Annotated in this window: 16 protein-coding genes; 12 read left to right on the top strand and 4 right to left on the bottom strand. The window is 64.9% G+C overall.

The window, feature by feature from the left end; genetic code table 11:
• Nucleotides 1-28: 28 nt before the first annotated feature.
• Nucleotides 29-739, top strand: a complete 711-nt coding sequence (locus ACDC66_RS06205) for a sulfite exporter TauE/SafE family protein (RefSeq protein ID WP_376695817.1) — start codon at nt 29-31, stop codon at nt 737-739.
• Nucleotides 740-820: 81 nt separating this feature from the next.
• Here the strand turns inward: ACDC66_RS06205 and ACDC66_RS06200 are convergent, their stop codons facing one another.
• Both ACDC66_RS06200 and ACDC66_RS06195 read right to left on the bottom strand, forming a co-directional pair.
• On the bottom strand, nt 821-3,538 hold the full coding sequence (locus tag ACDC66_RS06200) for an IPT/TIG domain-containing protein (RefSeq protein ID WP_376695816.1): 2,718 nt from the start codon (nt 3,536-3,538) through the stop codon (nt 821-823).
• A 106-nt stretch (nt 3,539-3,644) separates the two neighbouring features.
• On the bottom strand, nt 3,645-6,134 hold the full coding sequence (locus ACDC66_RS06195) for a S9 family peptidase (RefSeq protein WP_376695815.1): 2,490 nt from the start codon (nt 6,132-6,134) through the stop codon (nt 3,645-3,647).
• Between the two features lie 158 nt (nt 6,135-6,292).
• On the opposite strand from ACDC66_RS06195, the gene hemN reads away from it, so the two are divergent.
• Nucleotides 6,293-7,687, top strand: coding sequence for an oxygen-independent coproporphyrinogen III oxidase (gene hemN, locus ACDC66_RS06190; protein ID WP_376695814.1), 1,395 nt, complete (start codon nt 6,293-6,295; stop codon nt 7,685-7,687).
• A 14-nt stretch (nt 7,688-7,701) separates the two neighbouring features.
• On the top strand, nt 7,702-8,469 hold the full coding sequence (locus ACDC66_RS06185) for a helix-turn-helix domain-containing protein (RefSeq protein WP_376695813.1): 768 nt from the start codon (nt 7,702-7,704) through the stop codon (nt 8,467-8,469).
• Nucleotides 8,470-8,606: 137 nt separating this feature from the next.
• Here the strand turns inward: ACDC66_RS06185 and ACDC66_RS06180 are convergent, their stop codons facing one another.
• Nucleotides 8,607-11,147, bottom strand: coding sequence for a M14 family zinc carboxypeptidase (locus ACDC66_RS06180; RefSeq protein ID WP_376695812.1), 2,541 nt, complete (start codon nt 11,145-11,147; stop codon nt 8,607-8,609).
• A gap of 76 nt (nt 11,148-11,223) precedes the next feature.
• On the opposite strand from ACDC66_RS06180, the gene ACDC66_RS06175 reads away from it, so the two are divergent.
• The 5 genes from ACDC66_RS06175 (at nt 11,224) to ntrC (ending at nt 16,440) form a co-directional block, all read left to right on the top strand.
• Nucleotides 11,224-11,853 (top strand): YbhB/YbcL family Raf kinase inhibitor-like protein, encoded by a 630-nt coding sequence (locus tag ACDC66_RS06175; RefSeq protein WP_376695811.1) that lies wholly within the window; start codon nt 11,224-11,226, stop codon nt 11,851-11,853.
• Between the two features lie 170 nt (nt 11,854-12,023).
• Entirely contained in the window at nt 12,024-13,433 is a 1,410-nt protein-coding gene (glnA, locus tag ACDC66_RS06170; protein WP_376695810.1) for a type I glutamate--ammonia ligase, read from the top strand.
• Nucleotides 13,434-13,514: 81 nt separating this feature from the next.
• Complete coding sequence (locus tag ACDC66_RS06165; protein WP_376695809.1) at nt 13,515-14,042, top strand: DUF4124 domain-containing protein; 528 nt, start codon at nt 13,515-13,517, stop codon at nt 14,040-14,042.
• Nucleotides 14,043-15,077 carry a two-component system sensor histidine kinase NtrB gene (locus ACDC66_RS06160; RefSeq protein WP_376695808.1) on the top strand — a complete coding sequence of 345 codons (1,035 nt, stop codon included), beginning with the start codon at nt 14,043-14,045 and terminating at the stop codon, nt 15,075-15,077. It begins immediately after the preceding gene.
• Nucleotides 15,070-16,440 (top strand): nitrogen regulation protein NR(I), encoded by a 1,371-nt coding sequence (ntrC, locus tag ACDC66_RS06155; RefSeq protein WP_376695807.1) that lies wholly within the window; start codon nt 15,070-15,072, stop codon nt 16,438-16,440. The genes ACDC66_RS06160 and ntrC overlap by 8 nt, the downstream gene beginning before the upstream one ends.
• Before the next feature lie 8 nt (nt 16,441-16,448).
• On the opposite strand, the gene dtd is transcribed toward ntrC, so the two are convergent.
• A complete protein-coding gene (dtd, locus tag ACDC66_RS06150) occupies nt 16,449-16,889 on the bottom strand; it encodes a D-aminoacyl-tRNA deacylase (protein ID WP_376695806.1) in 441 nt (146 codons plus the stop codon).
• Between the two features lie 90 nt (nt 16,890-16,979).
• On the opposite strand from dtd, the gene ACDC66_RS06145 reads away from it, so the two are divergent.
• From ACDC66_RS06145 to ACDC66_RS06130, 4 genes are all read left to right on the top strand, one after another.
• Nucleotides 16,980-17,873 carry a lysophospholipid acyltransferase family protein gene (locus ACDC66_RS06145; RefSeq protein WP_376695805.1) on the top strand — a complete coding sequence of 298 codons (894 nt, stop codon included), beginning with the start codon at nt 16,980-16,982 and terminating at the stop codon, nt 17,871-17,873.
• Nucleotides 17,874-18,046: 173 nt separating this feature from the next.
• The gene (locus ACDC66_RS06140) at nt 18,047-19,240 is read left to right on the top strand and encodes an efflux RND transporter periplasmic adaptor subunit (protein ID WP_376695804.1); all 1,194 of its coding nucleotides are present in this window, start codon (nt 18,047-18,049) and stop codon (nt 19,238-19,240) included.
• 32 nt (nt 19,241-19,272) lie between these two features.
• On the top strand, nt 19,273-19,977 hold the full coding sequence (locus ACDC66_RS06135; protein ID WP_376695803.1) for an ABC transporter ATP-binding protein: 705 nt from the start codon (nt 19,273-19,275) through the stop codon (nt 19,975-19,977).
• On the top strand, nt 19,974-22,403 hold the full coding sequence (locus ACDC66_RS06130) for an FtsX-like permease family protein (RefSeq protein ID WP_376695802.1): 2,430 nt from the start codon (nt 19,974-19,976) through the stop codon (nt 22,401-22,403). The genes ACDC66_RS06135 and ACDC66_RS06130 overlap by 4 nt, the downstream gene beginning before the upstream one ends.

Genomic DNA, 22,403 nt, shown 5'->3' with positions numbered 1-22,403 from the left:
CTCCAATGCGCTCGACTGACTCCACCCCATGAACGTTGAAACGGCACTGCTGACTGGCCTGCTCGCCGGCCTGTTCGGGTCGACGCATTGCCTGGGCATGTGCGGCGGGATCGTCGGCTTGCTGCACGCGCAGATTCCTTCCGGGCGCGGTGCGCTGGCGATCGGCTTTCATGTCGGGCGGATCTCGAGCTACCTGGCCATCGGCCTGCTGGCGACCGGCCTGGGCATGCTGCCGGCCGCCGCCGTGCCCGACGCGGCGCCGCAGGTCATGCGCTGGTTGCTCGGCGCCATCATCGTGCTGATGGCCGTCTACATCGCGCTGCCGGGACGGTTCCGGGACGTTGCCGGACAACTCGCCGCCCCGCTGACCAGGCGCATGATGCCTGTATTTTCGAAATTCCTGCCGGTACGATCGCTCGACAACGCCATCGGCCTGGGCCTGCTCTGGGGCCTGCTGCCCTGCGGCCTGCTCTACACCGTCGTTGCGACTGCCGTGATGCTGGCCGACCCGCTGTCCACCACCGCCATGATCCTGGCCTTCGGCATCGGTACCGTGCCGCTTTTGCTCGGCGGCGGCCTGCTGATGCTGAAATTCCGCTCGGCCATCAACCGTCCCGGCCTGCGCTGGCTGGCTGCTTCGTTACTTGCGCTGACAGGACTGCTGATTGCCGCCGGCCCCTGGCTGGCGCACGCGATCGATCACCCCTGGATGCAGTTCCTTGTGGAGTGCGTCAGTTAGCCGCGCTCTGGAATTTGGCTTGTTATATGGCACGCTGCAGTCAACTCCATTCTTGGAACCAACGCCGGCTGCACGGGCACTTTACGGCGTAAAACTACGCACGCAGCGCGAACGAAGACTAAGGTTTTTATTGTTAGTAACCGGGGTTCCATCTAAAAACGACTGCGCCCAAGCAGACAACGCGGGATCACCCGAAAACTCGGTCGAGGCCCAATAGAAATCGGAAGCGAAGCCGCCCACGGCAACACGGTTGTCATACAGGCAAGTCAGTTGGTCCGAGGCTGGCAGGAACCAGTCGTTATAGCAAATGTTTCCGACCTGGCACGGAGTATTCCCCTGAGAGTCCACCTCGAAATCGTTGCACAACTGTGCAGCGTAGGGACTGCCCCCATTATTGCCGAGTGCAGAGACGATGGCGGTCGTATTGGCTGCCCCATCGGTATCGCTTTGCGCGCCTGCACCGATCGCGCTGCCCAGGCCGCCCCACTCGATGGCTATGCTGTTGTCTGCGGTTGCCGCGATCAGATTCTGCAACCCACCACCCAGACAGGCGATGGTGCCGCCGCCGGAGGGCTGCCCGACCGCCGTTGCTTCATAGGTATAAGCGTTGACAAGCGTCGCGCCACCAGCAGGAGTGTCAATTTCGACATCGAACGTTCCCATTGCGTGTGCCGGCGTCACTGCCGTCACCGTAGTCGAGTTGACCACGTTCACCGAGGCAGCAGGAACCCCGTCAAAGCTCACCGACGTCGCTCCGGTCAATCCGGTTCCGGTCAACGTGACTCCGGTCCCACCCGACGCGGTTCCGGAGACGGGGCTGATGGCGGTCAGCGTCGAGCCGGACTCGACGGCAATGGAGGCGGTGATCGGTGCCGTGTTGCTTCCCTGGATGGTGAAATCCGTTTCCGGCACGGTACTGTTGCCCGGCGTATAGGTCAGGGTGCAGTTGTCGCCTGGGGGAACTGACGAACAGGTGTTCCCGGTCTCACTCACGTTGCCTTCAAGCGCGGTGCCGGAAAAATCCGAAATGATATCAAGCGCTAAATTGTTCTCCGATAGATTGGTGATCGTCAGACTGCCGCTCGGACCATCGACCAACAGAGTCAGGGGTGATTGGTTCACCGACAGGTCGATGACTTCGGCGGTTACCGTAACCGATGCGGAGACCGAATTGGTATTGTCACCTTCGATTGCTAGCTCGGTTGGCCCTTCCGGATCTGAAGCGGCAAGCGTAATCGTGCAGCTCGCTCCGACTGCCAGACTAGTGCCGCATGTGGTGCTTTGAATCGACAGAGCACTACCATTGGGAATGCTGGCGAAAACATTGTCTGCGGCAACCGGCGAGGCGGCATCGTTCGTGACCGTTAAATCGCCCGCGGTATTCTCAACAAACGAAAGGGTCTCTGGCACTACCGACAGCGTGGCCTGCGGTATGGGCTCAACCGTTACCTCGGCACTGACCGGCTCGGCATTTCCGGCATTTACCGTCAGGGTCGTCGGACCTTCCGGATCGGAGGCTGTGACCTTTACCATGCACGCATCCCCCGGCGGCAACTCATTCCCACAGCTGTTGTCGACCACCGACAGCCCGCTACCGCCCGGGAAGGTGATGTCGATGTCGCTGGCAGGCTGCAAGGCATCGGTGGCATTGCTGATTTGGAACTGGCCGGAATCCCCCGCAACCAACGTTAACTCGCTCGGCTCGACAGACAGGAGGCTGCCGTAGTCCACTATGATCGCCGCGTCGATCTCCTGGGTATTCGAGCCACCAACGACAAAGCCGGTTTCAGTCACCGGATTGGCACCGGCCTTGAACGCAATCGTACAACTGCCTCCCGGCATGACGGAATCGCAGGTATTACCAGTGACGCTTATCTCACCTTCCAGTGCCGTACCCGTCAGGTCGGCTTCAATATCCAGCGCGCTTGTGACGTTCGATGTATTGAGAACAGTGAGCTCGCCGTTCGGACCATTGGTCGCCAAAGTTAGGGGCGAGCCCTGCACCTCGATGGGCACCGGCTCGGCTGCCAATGCCATATCGACACGGAAAAACAGATTGAGCGAGCCCTCACGGCTGGCCTGTGCAAACAGGGCACGAATGTCCACGCCCGAGGTCGGATCAGTGGCGCTCGACTCCGCCAGCGGCGGATTGATCCACTCGAATCGCAACCCGGCATCCTGGGCCAGTAACACGCCGGACAAGCCGACCAGCGATAACAGTGCGATCTTTCGAAATCGCAGCATGACCGCTACCGAGGCCAGGATGAGCAGAGCCAGCATCAGCAAAAGGGCCAGACCGCTGACGGGAACCGGAATCGGGACGAACGGTGGATCGATCGAAAGTAGAATCGGCGATTGACTACCGGGCGTGGTGGCGAGCAGTGAAGACTCGGCCCCTTCGTCGTTGGATGCGAGCACCCCGAGGCGAAGCACGCCACCTTCAGCAAAATCACCGAAGGGCGAAGCAAGTTCAATTTCCACGGCGTTGAAGCCATCCAGACCGGTTGCAACCGGACCCAGATTGTCGGGCGACGCTGAAGGTTGCCCAAATCCTTGGGCCTCGGAAAGACAGGTCCGATGCACGGCGCCGATAACTTCCCCACTCGCCGCATCGTCGCTCTCAATCAGCAGGTCAATGCGCCCGTCGACACCTGCCATGAGTCCGGTCGGCGCAACTACCTCGCAACCCGTTGCGGGATCATTGTCGGCGTCGATCAATACTGACAGTTCCGACTCCAGACCCCAAGCGCCTCCCACCATCAAGCCCAAGCCTGCAAAAAGCAGCAAAAATTTCTTCACACCGGAACCTCCCACATCACCAGCGAGACATGCTGCAAAGCACTATAGCAGACGAGTCGCTCGACCCACGCCTACCTGGATGTGGGCCACCAGCCTCCATCGCTGACTACGAGTCCGATGACTCGGAATACAGGTGCTCCCACCACTCGGGCTCGTCCTTGAGCCACTTGTCGTACCAGGCCAGGATGCTGTCCCACCAGACGTAGCGCTTTTCGCGGTCGAGAATCCAGTGATCTTCGCCCGGGAACTCGACCATTTCCACTTCGCGGCCGAGCAGTTTGAGCGCGGTGAACATATTGTCGCTCTCACCCACGGGCACGTTGGTATCGGCCTCGCCGTGGAGCAGCAACAGCGGCGTATTGACCTTGTCGGCGCTGTAGACCGGACTTTGCTCGACGTAGAGCTCACGGTTGTTCCAGGGGAAGCTGCCCTGGCTGGCGATACCCGAATACGAGTAACCCCACCAGCCTTCGCCCCAGTAGCTGGTCAGGGCGCTGATGCCGGCGTGCGAGATCGAGGCGGCAAACAGGTCGGTCCGGGTGGCCAGGTACATGGTCATGAAACCGCCGTAGCTGGCACCGATGTTGCCGATGCGTTCGCCATCGACGAACTCGTGCGCCTCGACGAACTTCTGCGTGCCCTCAATGATGTCGTCGGCAGCATACTCGCCCCAGGCATTGACGTGCCTGGCCGAGAAATCCTGGCCGTAGCCGATGGCGCCTCGGGGCTGCACGACATAGATCACGTAACCGTTTGCGGCCCAGAGATTGAACGGATAGCGGCCCGTGAACTGGCGGTTCACGGGCATGGTGCCGCCGTAGTAGTAGACGATCAGCGGATACTGCTGTTCCGGATCGAAATCCGGCGGCAGGTAGTAGCGACCGTCGATTTCCACATCGTCGGCATTGGTGAATGTCCAGTCTCGCACTTCTCCCAGCACGACGTCGGCGTATGCCGACTCGCGCGAGTCGACCAGCACTTCGTTGTCGCCGTCGAGTCCGACACGATGCACGCGCTGCGGCGCGTCGGCGTCGCTGCCGCGCACGACCACGGTCGGCGGCGAGGTACGCGAGGCGACGAAGGACTCCATCACCGCAACCCCGCTGTCGACGATCGCCAGGCTGTCGGCGTCGCGGTCGAAATGAACCAGTACGGATTCCTCGCCGCTGACGGCCGACAGCAGCAAGTTGCCGTCGGCCAGGCGCTCGATGCCGCTGAAGGCCGGATCGAAATCGCGGCTGAGGCTGGCCGCTTCCGTGCCGTCGGTGGACAGGCGATAGAGCTGCGTGTCGTAATCGTTGGGCGTCACGTCCTCGGGGGTCGTGTCGCCGTCGCCAATGGACAGGCCGGGACCGGCCAGAAGCCAGTAGCCCTCGTCGGCGTAGCGAATGTCGTTGAACTGGCGCAGGCGCGCAATCTCGCGCTTCTGGCCGTCTTCGAGGTCGAGCTCGAACACGCGGGTCAGGCCATGCGGCGGTTCGTCATAGTCGATCACGCTGTGGGAAAGCAGCACCCGGCGATCGGCGACATCGTGCAGGTTCACCGAACGCTCCTCGGCGGTCAGCGCCCGGACGATGCCGCTATCGATATCGACCTGGTAGATCTGGCTGACATCCCGGAAGCCGGCCCAGCGGTCTTCGAGCGCGCGCAGGCGGCGACGCTTTTCGGTGTCGGCATCGTCCTTCTTGACCCAGCTGAACAGGATGGAGCGCGAATCCGGATGCCAGCGCCAGCTGCCGATGCCCTCGTGCTCGAGCAGCAGCGCCCGGGCCCGGCCGGAGTCGCGATCGTGAAGCCACAGGCTGTCGCCGGTCTGTACGGCCAGCTTCGAGCCGTCCGGGCTCCAGGCCAGGGCGGCGGGCCGGTCGGCGGTCCACTGGCGGACGATACGATCGGTTTGCAGATCGCGGATTTCGAGGCGGCGGATATCGGTATCGGCCGTTTCGTCGCGGCGCTCGTAGGCCAGTGCCAGATAACGGCCGTCCGGCGAAATGGCCAGATCACTCACGGTTTCGGCGTTGGTCAGGCGTTGCGCGGAGACGCGGCGCTCGGGCCGAATATGCGCCACGACGCGATCCTGCTCGGCGCTCCCCTGCCAGGCCAGGGCGGGCTCACTCTCTTCAGCGGGGCCGTCGTGCACGATCCAGACCGGGTGACTGCCATTGCGCAGGTCCAGGGCATGGCCCTTGTCCCCGCCCTCGATCTTCCGGCCGTCGACGAACACGGCGGCATTGCTCAGACCCTCGAGTTCGAGGTGACCGCGTACGAAGCGATCGGCCTCGAGCTGGAACCACCACAATTGCAGCGCCCGCTCCGAATCGAGCGTGCCGGGCGATACGGACTGCCACTCCCTGGTCTGACCGAAGGCGGTTACAGGCTGGCCGGCACGCGGCAGCGCGCCGTCGCCGAGTTGCCCCACCAGGGCGCGGCGCAGGTCGTCGGCGTGACCCGCCTTGTCCATCATTTCGACGTCGACGGGCAGCGGTCCGAGCGCCAGCACTTCGTCAATGGCGAGCGGCTCGGGTGCTTCTTCCTCGGCCAGAACGAGGGAAGACGGCACCAGGAGGATGAAGGCGAACAGGCAATGTCGAATCACTGGGGGCTCCGGAAAGCGGGTTGGATGCAGACGCAGAATGTAACAGAAGCGCCGGCTGCCGGCGGTGTTGCGCCTTTTTGACGATGGTCAATTCGGTCCGCTTGCATCGCAACTAATCTGGCGCCCTGATCCACTCAATTGCTTGCGGCAGAACCACCATGTCCGAACTGATGCGCCCCAACTTCGATGCCGAGCTGATCGAGAAATTCGGCGGCGAGGGACCCCGCTATACCTCCTACCCGACCGCCGTGCAGTTCAGCGAGGACTTCGGGCCGACCGAATACGACGCCGCCATTGCCGAGAGCAACCGGCTGCCGATCCCGGCCGACCTGTCGATCTACGTGCACGTGCCGTTTTGCGCCAGCCCGTGCTTCTACTGCGCCTGCAACCGGGTGATAACACGCTCGACCACGGCCGGGCAGGAATTCCTGGTCAACCTGGAGAAGGAGCTCCGGCTCGTCGCGCCGCGCTTCGACCGCGACCGGCCGGTGCGCCAGCTTCACCTCGGCGGCGGCACGCCCACATTTCTGCGCACCGACCAGATCCGCCAGCTCATGGCGCTGCTGCGTACGCATTTCCATTTCGCCCCCGGCGCCGAGCTGGGCCTGGAGATCGATCCGCGCACCGTCGAACCGGCCGATATCCGCGAACTCAAGAACATCGGCTTCAACCGAATTTCCGTCGGCGTGCAGGATCTCGATCCGGAGGTGCAGAAGGCCGTCAATCGCGTTCACGACACGGCCATGGTCGGCTCGATCATCGGCGCCGCGCGCGGGGTCGGCTTCGACTCGATCAGCGTCGACCTGATCTACGGCCTGCCGCTGCAGACCACTGCCGGCTTTTCGAAGACCGTCGAGTCGATCATCTCGATGAACCCCGACCGGATTTCGCTGTTCAATTACGCCCACCTGCCGCACCTGTTCAAGGCTCAGCGCCAGATCGACATCGAGCAGATGCCCAGCCCGGCGACCAAGCTCGCCGTCTTCCGCAACACGCTCGCGCGCCTGCTCGACGCCGGCTACGAGTTCATCGGCATGGATCACTTCGCCCGGCCCGACGACTCGCTGGTCAAGGCCAAGCGCAACGGCACCATGGTGCGCAATTTCCAGGGTTATTCCACCCACGGCGGCCTGGATCTGATCAGCTTCGGTCCCAGCGCCATCAGCCAGGTGGGCGACAGCTTCGCGCAGAACCACCGCAAGCTCGAGGACTGGACGGTATCGCTGATCGAGGGCAGGCTGCCGACCGCTCGCGGCCTGACCCGCAACACCGACGACCGCATCCGCGGCGACATCATCGAGCGCATCATGTGCAACGGCGAACTCGTCTATCACGACATCGAACGCGAGTATCAGCTCGTTTTCCGGCGTTACTTCACGGATGAGCTCGCGCGCCTGCAGCCGCTCGCCGACGACGAATTGATCGTGTTGAACGACGGCGGCTTCAAGGTCACGGCCAACGGACTGCTGTTCCTGCGCGCGATCGCCAAGACCTTCGACGCCTACCTGGCGCCAGCCGGCCAGGCGCGCGGCCGGTTCTCCCGCATCGTCTAGGGCCCGGAGACGCCATGTCCTCGACCAGCGAAAGCGACGGACCCGACGTCGGTTCCCGGGAGCACTCCTGCAACGATTGCGTGCTGTTCAGCCTGTGCTTCGCCCAGGACATCGCACCGGACGAGCGCGAACGCCTCAACGGCGTCATCCACCGCCGCCAGGGCGTGCATCGCAATGCTCATCTCCATCACGGCGGCCAGCCCGCCCGGCAACTGGCGGTATTGCGCTCGGGCTCGATCAAGGCCTACGAGGTCTCGCGCGAGGGCGATGAGCTCGTCACCGGTTTCTATCTCCCCGGCGATATCGTCGGCCTCGACGCCTTCTCGACCGGACGGCACGCCGGTTCGGCCGTGGCGCTGGAGGAATGCCGGCTGTGCGAAATCCCGGTGGCCGACTTCCAGAAAATGCTCGGTGAGAGCCCGCGGCTGAACCAGGTGATGCTCCGCCTGCTGGCCGAGGAAATGGCCGAGGCGCGCAAGCTTCTACTGGTTGTCGGGCGACTGGATGCGCGGACCCGCGTGGCCCTGTTCCTGCTCAGCCTTTCGCGCCGGCTCGAACGCCGCCAGCTCGACCCGGACCTGTTCCGCCTGTCGATGGACCGTCGGGATATCGCCAACTACCTGGGACTGACCATCGAGACCATCTCGCGCACACTCTCGGCGCTGCAGCGCGACGGCGTCATCCATGTCCGAGGCAAGAACGTTCGAATCCTCGATCGCCGGGCGCTGAGCGAGCTGGCGCAATTAGAGGACAGTACCGGCCGGCAGCGCGCGACCGGTTGAGCCTTCCTGTCGTCCCGGCCCGCGAGCCGGGACCTCGCAAGTATCAACTCGGCACGGCCCATCCCCTCGACCGTGTCACAGCCTCCCCGCGAGGTCCCGGATAACGGCATACGCCGTTTCCGGGACGACAAGGTGACTCATTCTTCGTCGGGCAAGCGCGTCGGCGACACCAGCTGGCTGAAGAAAAGCGCATTGGCGAACAGCTTCTCACCGCCGCGCCAGTAGCCGCGAAACAGCGGCTCGTCGGCAATGCGCACCACCGTGCCGGCGCCGTGCCGACTGACGCTGACCGCCGGCGTGCCCGCCAGCTCTTCGCGATTCTTCTCCGACAGGTACCCGGCGGCCAGGGGATCGTCGGTGTAGATGCCGACCTGGGCGTAATCGTTATCCACCGCCTTGAGGCGATGCGCGCCCTGGCGGAACAGCACCAGCTCGTCGTCGGCATAACCCCAGGCCAGCGGATGGGTGCGATCGATATCAACGCGCAGGGCCGTACCGCCGATCAGTTCGCGAGCACGGTCCTGCCGGTAGTCGCCGTAGGGTTTGCGTTCGGGCCCGGCTTCTTCCTCTTCATCGTTTTCCTCGACCAGGTCCCAGCCGAGTTCCAACGACTCGGCCATTTCAGCGGCCTCACCAAAGGCCACCAGCGTGCCGCCACCACGGACGAAGTCGACGATTGTCGACTTGACCGAATCACTCAGCGAGCCGTACCAGCCCGGCGGCACGATCAGGTGCGTGTGTTCTTCCAGATCGCCGCCTCGAAGGCGGTTGACGTCGAGCTGGGCGACCGGTTCGGCCAGGCGCGTGTCGAACCAGTGCCAGACCGCACCGGCGGCGTAGGCGCTCACGCCCGAACCGGTCAGAAGCGCGGCGCTGACCGGCTCGAGTACCGGCACCGAGGGCGAGCCGAGATCGACGCCGCTGAGGGCCATGCCCTGCCGGGCGGCAATCACGTCGACGCCGTGTTCGGTCGAGAGTTCGGCCAGGCGGTCACCCACCGGGTCGAGTTCGTCGGGCTGGATACCCCGGTGAATGACCAGGCTGCCGCGCTCGAAGTCGCGCTCGCCTTCCGCCGTCTTGACGGTCAGCTGTTCGGTCGCCGCCTGGACCCGGTAGCCGTCGTCGAGCAGATCGGCCAGCAGCGCATCGGCGCGGTACTGATTCCAGGACACCAGCCAGGCCAGGGCGCTGGTCTGGACCGCCGCCGGATCGTGCACCGGCGCCTCGGCCAGCGCCTCGCCCACCGACGGCAGGCGCCGCGTGGTCGCCAGCGGCAGGTCGTGGGCCATGGCCATCGGCCAGGCCGACACGTCGTAGAAGGTTTCCACGTCCATCTCGGTGACCGCCTCGAATACGGACTTCAGCAGCAGGTAGGCATCCTGGTCGGCGGGAATGGCCCAGGCCGAACCGGGCTCGAAACGCGCTTCGCCAATCTCGACCGTGTCGTCCACCGGATGAACCGCCACGTCGTGGTTGAGCAGCATGCCGACCAGCGCGTGGGCACGCACGGGGTCGCCGCCGTCGCCCAGCAGCCAGCCGGCCCGACCCCAGTCGTCGGCCTGGTCGCGCGTGTCGTCGAGAAAGTCGCGTTGGTAACCAACGAGTTCGTCGGCGTGAGCCAGGGCGCCGTCGAGCGTCGACACGCTCGTGCGGACCTGGTTGGCGACCGTTTCGGCGAAGCGCCTGACCCCGTAGTCACTCTCCTGCACGGCGCCGCGGCTGGAGGCCTGCTCAAACAGGATGCCGATGCCACCGGTGACGTCGGGATAGGTCGAGCCCTTGCCGATGTAGAAATCGTCGAAGGACTCGCGCGCATAGAAGGGTTCGGCGGCACCGTCGAGCACCATGCCGTGGAACTCGGCGATCTCGCCCGTCAGTTCCTGGTTGGCCTCGGAAATCAGCGGATTGGCGCGTTCGGGAATGCCCGGCTGGAAGAAGAAGGTGCTGTTGTTCCCCATCTCGTGGTGGTCCGTGATGACGTGCGGGCGCCAAAGGTGGTAATGGCGCAGGCGATTCTGCGAGACCGGGTGGACCACCGGCAGCCAGTCGCGGTTGAGGTCGAACCAGTAGTAGTTGGTGCGACCGTCGGGCCAGCCCTCCTGGTGTTCGCGGTCGTCCGAATCCGGTGACGGATGATTTCCGCGATGCATGTTGACCCAGTGGGCGAAGCGGTCGATGCCGTCGGGATTGATGGCCGGTTCCATCACCATGATCATCTCGTCGAGCCAGCGAGTCACGCGTTCGTCCTGCCCGGCGGCGAGATACCAGGCCATGACCAGCGCGGCGCTGGCGCCCGAGGCCTCGTTGCCGTGCACCGAGTAGCCCATCCAGACCACCGGCGGGCCCTCGCCGTTGCGGGCGGCCTCTTGACGGCCGGAGCGGATGTCGTCGATTTCGGCCAGGCGCTCGGGGCGGGCGAAGGTCAGCAGAACCTGCGGACGTCCGCCGTGGCTTTGACCGATCTCCTCGAGCTTCACCCGATCGGAGTGCTCGGCCAGGCGACGCAGATAGGTCACGATCTGGTCGTGTCGCGGATGGCGTTCGCCGGGCTCGAAACCGAGCACCTCGGCGGGCGTGGGCACGGAATCGTCAATTTCCGCGTTGTCGGGGAGCCCGGGCGCGGCAAAGGCCGAAAAAGGCAGCAGGATCAGGAACGGAATCAGAAGCTTTTTTGTCATTGGGACGAGGGGCAGTGTTCAAGTGAGGCTGGTAAGCTTAAACCACATGAAATTCGCAGACCGAGAAGGAGTTCACATGCAGCTTCAATCCCGCGATCTCACCGACGGCGCGCCCATCGATCCGCGCTATGCCTTCGCCCGGCAGGATGCCGAATCGCACATGGCGCTGTCGGACAATCTCAGCCCGCACCTGACCTGGTCGGAAGCACCGGAGGGAACGCGCTCTTTCGCCGTCGTCTGCATGGATCCCGACGTCCCGTCCGAAGCCGACGACGTCAACCAGGAAGGCAAGACCCTGCCGGCCGACATGCCGCGCGTCGATTTCTGCCACTGGGCCATGGTCGACATTCCCGCCAGCGTCACCGAACTCGCCACCGGCGAATGCTGCGACGGCATCACGCCCAAAGGCAAGCAGAACCCGCCGGGGCCTGACGGTGCGCGCCAGGGCCTGAACGACTACACCAACTTCCTTGCCGGCGATGCGGACATGGCGGGCAACTACTTCGGCTACGACGGCCCCTGCCCGCCCTGGAACGATGAACGCCTGCATCATTACGTGTTCACCGTCTATGCACTCGACACCGATCGCCTCGATCTGCCCGGCTCTTTTACCGGTCACGACGTGGTCGAAGCCGTCAAGGGTCACGTACTCGATCAGGCCAGTATGACCGGGACCTACACGCTCAACCCGGCCGTCTCGGGTTGAAGCCGAAATCGAATTTGCTCATTTATTGAACGAAACCGGATCGGCGCGCTCAAATGATAAGCAGTGTCGGGCAGCAAGGCCCCCAACTTACAGGGCCTGCGGACTGGCACGGCGCGTGCAACATCACCGGCGATCCTTCACTTTCACATTCGAAGAGGTAACAAGCCGACATGGCCGCTAAAGACATCATCAAGCGAATCGCCGACGAGGGAATCGAGTTCGTCGACCTTCGGTTCTCCGACACCCTGGGCAAGGAACAGCATGTCACGCTGCCGGCCCACACCGTGGACGAGGACTTCTTCGAGGAAGGCAAGATGTTCGACGGCTCGTCGATCGTCGGCTGGAAGGGCATCAGCGAATCCGACATGGTGCTGATGCCGGACACGGAGACCGCCTACGTCGATCCGTTTTCGGAATACGCCACCCTCAACCTCACCTGCGACATCCTCGAGCCGGACACCATGCAGGGCTACAGCCGCTGCCCGCGTTCCCTGGCCAAGCGTGCCGAGGCTTTCCTGCAGTCGAGCGGCATCGCCGACGAGGCCTATTTCGGGCCCGAGCCCGAATTCTTCGTCTTCGACGACGTACGCTGGAAGAACGACATTTCCGGCTGCTCCTTCGAAATCGATTCCGAGGAAGCCGCCTGGAACACCAACAAGACCTACGAGGACGGCAACTACGGGCATCGACCGCGCGTCAAGGGCGGTTACTTCCCGGTTCCGCCCGTCGACGGCCTGGCTGACCTCCGCAGCCTCATGTGCGCAACGCTGGAAGCCATCGGAATCCCGGTGGAGGTCCATCACCACGAAGTCGGCACGGCCGGCCAGTGCGAGATCGGCACGCGCTTCAACACCCTGGTGCGCAAAGCCGATGAAATGTTGATGCTCAAGTACGTGGTGCACAACGTGGCACACCGCCAGGGCCAGACGGCGACCTTCATGCCCAAGCCCCTGGTGGGCGACAACGGTTCGGGCATGCACGTCCACCAGAGCTTCTCGAAGGGCGGCAATAACATGTTCGCCGGCGACGGCTACGGTGGCCTGAGCGAAACCGCCCTGCACTACATCGGCGGCATCTTCAAGCACGCTCGCGCCATCAACGCCTTCGCCAACTCGACCACCAACAGCTACAAGCGCCTGGTTCCGGGTTTCGAGGCGCCGGTTCTGCTGGCCTACTCGGCGCGTAACCGCTCGGCCTCCTGCCGGGTGCCGTGGGTCAGTTCCGACAAGGCCCGCCGCATCGAGATCCGCTTCGGCGACGCCGCCGGCAATCCGTACCTGACTTTCGCCGCCATGCTGATGGCCGGCCTGGACGGGGTGATCAACAAGATCGACCCGGGCGCGCCGATGGACAAGGACCTCTACGACCTGCCGCCGGAAGAGGAGCGCGATATTCCGCGCGTCTGTCACGCCCTCGACCAGGCCCTGGACGCACTCGACAAGGATCGCGATTTCCTCAAGGCCGGCGACGTGTTCACCGACGACCTCATCGACGGCTACATCAAGCTCAAGATGGACGAAGTCACGCGCTTCCGGATGTCGACTCACCCGGTCGAATTCGACATGTATTACTCCAGCTGACCAGCGGCGAAGTCCGGGTCGCCGCCGGGCGGCCCGGACCGCTAAAATGTCAGCAGACTGGTCACAATCAAGGTGCACACCATGAACAAGCTGCTGATCCTCCTCACCGCATTGCTGGCAACACTGGCCGTCTCGGTCAATGCCCAGGATGTCTACCGGGTCGTCGACGAAAACGGCAACGTGACCTACACGGACCAGAAGCCAGACGACAACGCCGAGCCCATGGAACTGCCCGAACTCAACGTGCTCGAGGGCGATGAAGACACCCTTCCCGGCATCGCAACCGAGGGTGAGAATGCACAGGGTCAGGGCGAAGCGCAGCCCATGAATTTCCGCATCGAGCAGCCGGCCGACAATACCGAGATCACGCCCGGGAGCGAGCAAATCAGCATCGTAATGGGCATCGACATCGAAGTGCCGCCCACCGCGCAGATCACCCTCGTCCTCGACGGCCGGGAACTGACGCCGGTGCGGACGCTGCAGACCGACATCCCGGCACCCTCACCCGGCGAGCATCGCCTGTTCGCCCGTCTGGAGACACCTTCAGGGCGTGTCCTGGGCACCACCGATCCGGTCACCTTCACCACGGTGGCCCCCGACGGCGACTGAATGCACAATTTCGACCCGGATGAACTGGCTACCGGTCTGGTCCGGGTCGCCGCCGACGGGCGGATCGAGTGGTTCAACCGCTCGGCCAACGCCCTGCTGGCACCGCCGGGCGCCAGCCTGAAGCAGCACAGCATCCAGCAGCTCTCCCCGGCACTGGGCGAGTGGGTGGAACAGGTTTCTGCGCAGGGACGCTCGCTACACGCCCCCGAAGCACTGCTCGAAGACGGCACTACCGTCGTCGACGCGTATCTGCATCCGGTCGGGAACGCCATCCTGATCGAACTGCACCCGATCACCGAGCGCGTTCGCCAGCGCGAGATGGCCGAGCGGGCCGACCGCGAGCAGGCGCTGTCGCTGATGACGCGCCGACTGGCGCACGAACTGCGCAATCCGCTCGCCGGCGTGCGCGGTGCGGCCCAGTTGATCGCCGCGCGCGGCAGCGACGATGCCAGCAGCCGGCATGCGGCCATGATCCAGCGCGAGGCCGACCGCATCACGAGCCTGATCGACCGCTTCGCAGGCAACGGGGAACGACACGCCTCGCCGATCAATCTCCACCGCGTACTGGCCGAAGCCGCCGAACTGGTTGCCGCCGAGCAGCACGGCCGCCTGCGCGTCGAACGCGATTTCGACCCCAGCATTCCCGAATTGAGCGCCGACGAGGGTCAGATGCACCAGTTGTTTCTCAATCTCCTGCGCAACAGCGCCCAGGCCGGCGCGAGCCTGGTTCGACTGACCACCCGCATCGAGCACAACTCGCCCCTGCTCGACCGACCGGGCGGGCCTGCCGTTCGCGTCGACCTCGACGACGATGGTTCAGGCGTTCCTGACACGCTGCGCGACAAGCTTTTCCTGCCGCTGGTCTCCGGCCGCGACCAGGGCTCGGGCTTCGGCCTGGCCATCGTCCAGCAGATCGCCCGAAGCCACGGGGGGCTAGTTGAGTATCGGCCGCTCGAACACGGCAGCCGCTTCCGGATACGCCTGCCGCTGGAGCCGACGGCCAACCCGCCCGACCTGGAAGACCACGATGTCTGAGCGTATCTGGATCATCGACGACGACCCCGCCATCCGCTACGTGCTGGAGGAATACTTCGGCAGCCAGAACATGCAGGCCCGAAGCTTCGCCGACGGCGCCAGCCTGACTGCCGCACTCGACGAAGACATGCCCGAGCTGGTCATGGCCGACGTGCGCCTCGACGGCGAAAGCGGGCTCGATATCATGCAGCGCCTGCACGAGCGCCACCCCGACCTGCCGGTCATCGTCATGACCGCCTATTCCGACCTGGACTCGGCGGTGCGCGCCTTCCGAGGCGGCGCCTTCGAATTCCTGGCCAAACCCTTCGATCTCGACGAGGTCGGCAAGCTGGTTGCCAAGGCGCTCAGGCGTGCGCCAGGGCGCGAAGAAGCCCCGGCCGGCGATACCGAATTGATCGGCGCCTCGCCGGCCTTCCAGCACCTGGTACGCATGATCGGCCGCCTGTCGGCCAGCGATGTGCCGGTACTGATCACCGGCGAGACCGGCACCGGCAAGGAACTCGTCGCCCGTGCCTTGCACCGCCATTCGCCGCGTGCCGATCGGCCATTCGTCGCCATCAATACGGCGGCCATCCCCGAAGACCTGCTCGAGTCCGAACTGTTCGGCCACGAGAAAGGGGCCTTCACCGGCGCGGAAGGCCGTCGCCCAGGCCGCTTCGAACAGGCCGAAGGCGGCACCCTGTTTCTCGACGAGATCGGCGACATGCCGCTGAAGCTGCAGACGCGCTTGCTGCGTGTGCTGGCCGAGGGCGAGTACTACCGCCTGGGCGGCCATGACCTGATTCGCTCCGATCTGCGCGTGATCACCGCCACCCACCACGACCTGTCCGAGCTGGTGCGAAGGGGGCGCTTTCGCGCCGATCTCTACCATCGACTGAAAGTGATCGAACTGAAGGTGCCGCCGCTGCGCGAACGCCGCGAAGACATTCCCGCGCTGGCGAGTCACTTCCTGCAGGAGGCAGCAGCCGAATTCAACCTGCCCGAGCGCAGTGCCGACGAGGCCCTGATCCGGCACCTGGCTTCCCTGCCCTGGCCGGGCAACGTGCGTGAGCTCCGCCACCTCTGCCAGTCCATGGCGGCCCTCGCCCCGGGCGAGGTCATCGGCACCGACGACCTGCCCGAGGAATACCGGGATGTCCAATCCCGAAGCGAGGCAGGTTCACCCCGCTGGGCACACCAGATGGAGGCCGACCTGCGACAGCGCCTGGCCAGCGAGGAAAACGACCTGCACGCACAGTTCCAGGCTCGTTTCGAGGCCAGCCTGGCGCAGACCGCCGTGGCCGCCTGCGACGGCAATCAGTCCGAAGCCGCCCGCCGTTTGGGCATCAGCCGGAATACGCTGGCGAGGATGTTGAAGGGCTAGCCTTTTTTCTAATCGACTTCCAACCAGAACGTCACCGGCCCGTCGTTGACCAGCGCCACCTTCATGTCAGCGCCGAAGCGGCCGAAGGCGCTGTCGGGCCAGTCCCGTTTGACCTGTTCGGCAAGCGCTCCGAACAACGCCTCGCCCTCCGCGGGGGGCGCCGCCGGGGTGAAGCTGGGGCGGTTACCCGAATTCGTATCAGCCGCCAGGGTGAACTGGGGCACGACCAGCAGGCCGCCACCGGCATCGCGCAGGCTAACGTTCATCCGGCCCTTGTCGTCGGCGAACACGCGGTAGTTGAGCAGGCGTTCGACGAAGCGCGGAATCCGCTCGGCCCGATCACCCTGGCGAAACCCGGCCAGGACCAGCAGGCCGGGGCCAATTCGGCCGAGTGTTTCACCGTCGATCGTCACTGACGCTTCGGTGACGCGCTGAAGCAATCCGATCATGGGGCTCCTTGCTGATGGTTCGATAATCGGCAGTAGAATACACTGCCCGTTTGGCGCGTCGCGCCACCGCGCACCAGACCCAGACGCTGCATGATCCGACCTCTCGCCATCGCCCTGCTCCGCCTGCTCTCCTGGATGCCCCTGCGTCTTCTGCATGCGCTGGCGGTGCCCTTGGCCTGGGGCATGCGCCTGATGCCCTGGCGTGGACATGCCATCGTTCGCACGAACCTGGAGTTGTGCTTTCCCGACCTGGACGACCGCGAGCGCGAAGCCCTATATCGGCGCCACCTGGTCGAGACACTCCGGCTGGTACTGGAGTCGGGCGCAATCTCCTACTGGTCGGCGGAACGGCTGAAGCGGCACGTGCCGAACGTCGAGGGCTGGGAGGCGACGCGCGAACTGATCGACGGCGAGCGCGGCGTGATCATCGTCGGCGCGCACTTCGGCAACTGGGAAGTGCTGCCGCTGTGGCTGTCCATCCACCGGCCGCTGACCGCACTCTACAAGGCGCCCAAGCAGCCCGAGCTGGAGCAATTGATCACCAGCACGCGCAGCCGATTCGGCAGCCGCATGGTGCCCAGCGGCTCGCCATCGATGCGGAAAATGCTCGCCGCGCTGCGGCTGGGCGAAATGATCGGCATCCTGGCCGACCAGCAACCCAAGCAGGGCGAAGGCGTGTTCGTTGATTTCTTCGGCCGGCCGGCTTTGACCATGACCCTGGTCAACCGGCTCGCGCGCCGCACCGGCGCGGCCGTGGTCTTCATCAGCGCCGAACGACTGCCGAGGGGACAAGGCTGGGCATTGCGGCTGAACCCCGCCGACGAACGCATCGCCGACGATGACCCGAAGACCGCCCTCGCCATCATGCACCACTGGCTGGAAGAGGAAATCCAGCGCAGCCCCGCGCAGTACCTCTGGAGCTACAAACGATTCAGCCTGCAGCCCGACGGGCAGCCTTCACCCTATCCGCGGCGCCGGGGTTGAACGACGGCAGAATCTGGAGCGCGCCTTGATCCCGCGGCGTCGAGCGGTTAGTTTTCCCGTTCCTGCCGGTGTTGGCATCCGGATCAAGTCGAGCACAAACTGACGGGCGACGAATCGTGGACATTCAGCGACCATCATCCAGTCGACGGCGTTGGTTACGCCGGCTGCCTCTGTTGATCATTGTCGTGGTTGTCATCCTGCTTACCGCCGTGGCCTTCGCCATGCTCGAACGGCCACCTTCGGTCGACTCGGAGCGGCTTTGGTACGGCGAAGTCGAACGCGGCGAACTGGTCCGCGAAGTCTCGGCCTCGGGCCAGCTGGTGGCGCCGAACATTCGCGCCGTAACCAACCGCAATGACGGCATCGTCGAAGCAGTCCACGTCCTGCCCGGAGACCGTGTGACCGACGCCGACGTCCTGATTGCCATGAGCAGCCCCGAACTCGAGGAGGACCTGACCCAGGCACGATGGGATCTCGCCGCCTCAGAAGCCGAGGAAGCGGTCGAGAAGGTCGATGCGGAAAATCGGCATCTCGACATCGTCGCGCAACTGGCCAGCGCCGAGGCCGAGTACACTGGCGCCCTGCTCGAGCTGCAGGCCCAGGAAGAACTCAGCGAAGCACAGGTGTATTCGTCCCTGGAACTGGAACGGCAGCGCCTGCAGGTCCAGCAACTCAAGAAACGACTGGAGGCCGAACAGGCGCGGCTCGACCGCTCGCCGGAATACCGCGATGCCCAGGAGCGTGCCACCGAGGCAAGGCTGGCGCGAAAGCGCGACGAGGTCGCCCACCTGGAGTCGCTGGTCGAGCAGCTCGAGGTACGCGCCGGCAGTGAGGGCGTGATCCAGGAAGTCAACGTGACCGAGGGCGAACGACTCACGGCCGGCGAACTGATCGCACGCATCGTCGATCCGTCCCACCTCATCGCGCGCCTGAAAGTCCCCGAACGCGAGGCGGCCGACGTCCTGCCCGGCCTGCCCGTCACGCTCGAGCTCGGACGCGAACGAATCGAAGGTGAGGTGATCCGAATCGATCCGACGGCGACCGACCGGACCATCGCCGTGGACGTCGAACTGATCTCCGAAGAGCTCCCCACGCTGCGGCCCGAACAGACCATCAGCGGGCGCATCGAGCTCGAACGAATCGAGGAGACGGTTCACGTACCGCGGCCTGCCGGCGTGCGCGAACCGAACCAGACCATCACGGTATTCGTGGCCGAAGGCGACGAAACGGCCCGGCGGCGGCGCGTGCAGATCGGGCGACTTTCGACCTCGCGCGCGGAAGTCATCAAAGGACTGGCGCCGGGGGAGCGCATCGTCCTGGCCGACATGAGCGACCACGAGGACCAGGAGACGATCCGCGTTCGGTAGCCTTTCAACCAACAAGACGAACAGGACGGCGTATGAGCGAAACGAACCGGCCACTGATCCGGCTGCGCGATCTGAGGCGAATCTTCACCACCGAGCAACTGGAAACCCACGCGCTCGACGGCATCGATCTCGATATCGACGATGGCGAATACGTGGCCGTCGAGGGGCCGTCGGGCTGCGGCAAGTCCACGCTACTGTCGGTGCTGGGCCTGCTCGACGAAGCCAGCGAGGGTGAGTACCGGCTCGCCGGCGTACCGGTGACCGACATCGACGCCGAAGAACAGGCAAGACTGCGCAACCGCGAAATCGGATTCATCTTCCAGAGCTTCAACCTGATTCCCGAGATGACGGTGCGCGAGAACGTCGAGCTGCCGCTGATCTACCGTGGCGGGCTCGCGGCGGCCGAACGACGCCGGGCAGTGGACGAGGCCCTGGCACGCGTCGACATGAGCGCCCGCGCCGAACACCGCCCCGCACAGCTTTCCGGCGGCCAGCAGCAACGCGCCGCCATCGCCCGGGCCCTGGTCGGAAAACCGTCCCTCCTGCTGGCCGACGAACCCACCGGCAACCTCGACAGCGCTTCGGGCGAACGCATCATGCAGCTGCTCGACGAACTGCACGCCGACGGCTCGACCCTGGTGATGGTCACCCACGACCCCGACTATGCCGGGCGCGCCCAGCGGCGGGTGCGGATGAAGGACGGCCGTATCGACACCGACGGGAGCCCGGCGGCGTGATTGGTGGCCTGTTGCTCGACCTGCGCCACGCCGCGCGCCTGTATCTGAAGACGCCGTGGCAGAGTGCGCTGGCGGTAATCATGATGGCCGTGGCCATGGCCCTGGTCAGCGGTATGGCCAGTCTGTGGTCGGAACTCTATGACCCCCACCCGGCCGGCATCGAAGCCGGCGACGACCTGCTCACGTTTGGCCCACGCGCCGACGACAGGTTCGGTGGCACGCTCGGTGCGGGATTGATCAAGGACTTCGCCTCGAGCAGCCAGACCTTGACCGGCCTGACGGGTGAGTCCGGTTTCAGCAGACTCCCGGAAACGGACATCGACGGCCGGCCGGTCGACGGCCAGGCCGCACCCGTCATGCCCGGCTATTTCGAGCTGCTCGAACCGCGCGTGCGGCTCGGCCGCGGCCTGCGCGAGGAGGACTTCGCCGATGGAGGCGCGCGCGTAATGGTGCTCGGCCACCGCTTCTGGCAGGACCATTTCGACGGCGATACCGATATTGTCGGTCGGGAAGTGGCGGTCGGCGAAGATCAGTGGCGGATCGTCGGTGTGCTTGCACCCGAATTCAACGGTGTGGGCGCTTCCAGATTTCACTTCTGGGCGCCCTATGAAAGCTACTTTCGCCTGATCCAGACCAGCGTGCCGCCTGAAATGGTCGACCGGATCCCGATGTGGAAAATCTTCGGTCGCAAGTCCGAGGGAATCGGCACGGCAGCCGTCGAGGCCGAACTCGACCGTTTCCTCGACCAACTGTCTTCAGCCGAGCGCTCCATGGCCCCCAAGCCCGGAGAGCTGATGGCGATTTCCGGCCTGGTCGAGAATCCGCGAGCGCATCGAAGCGCGCAGCGCCAGGTGACGATGCTGCTTATCGCCACGGTGCTGATCGCCCTGGTCGCGGCGGTCAATGTCGGCATCTTCCTGCTCGCCCGCGCACCCGCTCGTCAGCGCGAACTGGCCCTGCGCCAAACCGTGGGCGCCACCCGCCGGCGCCTGGCCGGCCAGCTCCTGGTCGAGGCCGCAGTACTGGTGCTGCTGGGCAGTGCGCTCGGCGTGCTGCTTTCCATCTGGCTGGCAGCCGGTTTTCGCGAGATGCGCTTTCTCGAGGGCGCGGCCTTTACCGGAAGCTGGCTGAACCTGCCGGCGATAGGCTACTCATCTGCGCTGGCCACCGTGCTCACACTGCTGGTGGCGCTGGTCCCGATCGTAACCCTGGCTCGCCGTACTCTCAGCGAGGGCAGCCGTCAGTTCAGCGCGCGCCCGGGGCCGTTCCAACACGCCGCCGGCCTGGTGCAGCTCGGCCTGGCCGGCCTGGTCGCCGCGGCGGCGACGGGCTTCATGGCGCACCTGTGGCTCATGGACCAGCGCGACCCCGGCCTGTCGACGGAGGGCGTCCTGGCCGCCAGCGTGACCTTCCGGGAGCCACCCACCGGCCAGTTCCAGCCGCCCGCCGAGGAAGCGACCTGGGCGTATCGCGAGGCAGTGCGCGAACGCCTGCTCGCGCTGCCAGGCGTGGAAGCGGTCAGCTTCGGGTCACCGCTTCCGGGGAATCGAATGACGGCCATCTCGGGCTACAACATCAACGGCGAAACCATCCGTGCACGCATCATCAACGTGGCGCCGGGTTTCATCGAGCTGCTCGGCATCGACCTGCTGCATGGGCGGGATTTCGAGTCCGCCGGCGAGCCCGGCATGATCGTCAGCCGTCACTTCGCCGAAAAGGCCTGGGGCGAGACCGACGTAGTGGGACGGACGGTCTGGCAGGACGATTCGAATCCCGACGACGAGCGCGGCCGCATTCTCGGCGTGATCGACGACGTCAACTACGAACATCCCGACGAGCCGCCCGGTCCCCTGATGCTGTCGGGCCGCTCCGGTTTCGGCGCCTTCATGAGCGCCGCCCTGATCCGGGGCAACCCCGATCACGAGCGGGTCGAGGAAGTCATCAATGCCGCGCTGGAGACGCACCTCGATCTGCTGCACGTCAATGAAGTCCAACCGGTGTCGGAAATCGTCGCGGAACTGACCGCGAAGGATCGCGCTCGCGGCAAGGTGACCGGCCTGTTCGGCCTGGTGATCGTGCTGATGACCGCCTTCGGGTTTTTCGCCATGCAGCGTTTCCTGGTCGACGCCGGCCGGCGCGAAACCGCCATCCGGATGGCGCTCGGCGCCGGGCCGAGATCGGTCCGCAAGTACGTGCTGATGCAGGGGCTGCGGCTGGGCGCGCCCGGGCTGCTGGTCGGCGGCCTGCTGGCGCTGATCGTCGTCGCCTGGTTGACGAACGAGGGTTACGTCACCGACAGCGTGTCGCCGGCGGTGATCGGTGCGGCGGTCGCGGGGGGATTACTGGCACTGATGCTGCTGGCCAGCCTGCAACCGGCGGTCGGCGCGGCGAGACTACGACCGGGCGACTTACTCAAGGAAGAGTGA

Source organism: Wenzhouxiangella psychrophila, from assembly GCF_042310375.1.
GTDB lineage: Bacteria > Pseudomonadota > Gammaproteobacteria > Xanthomonadales > Wenzhouxiangellaceae > Wenzhouxiangella.
This window is presented reverse-complemented; position numbering and strand designations above follow the sequence as displayed.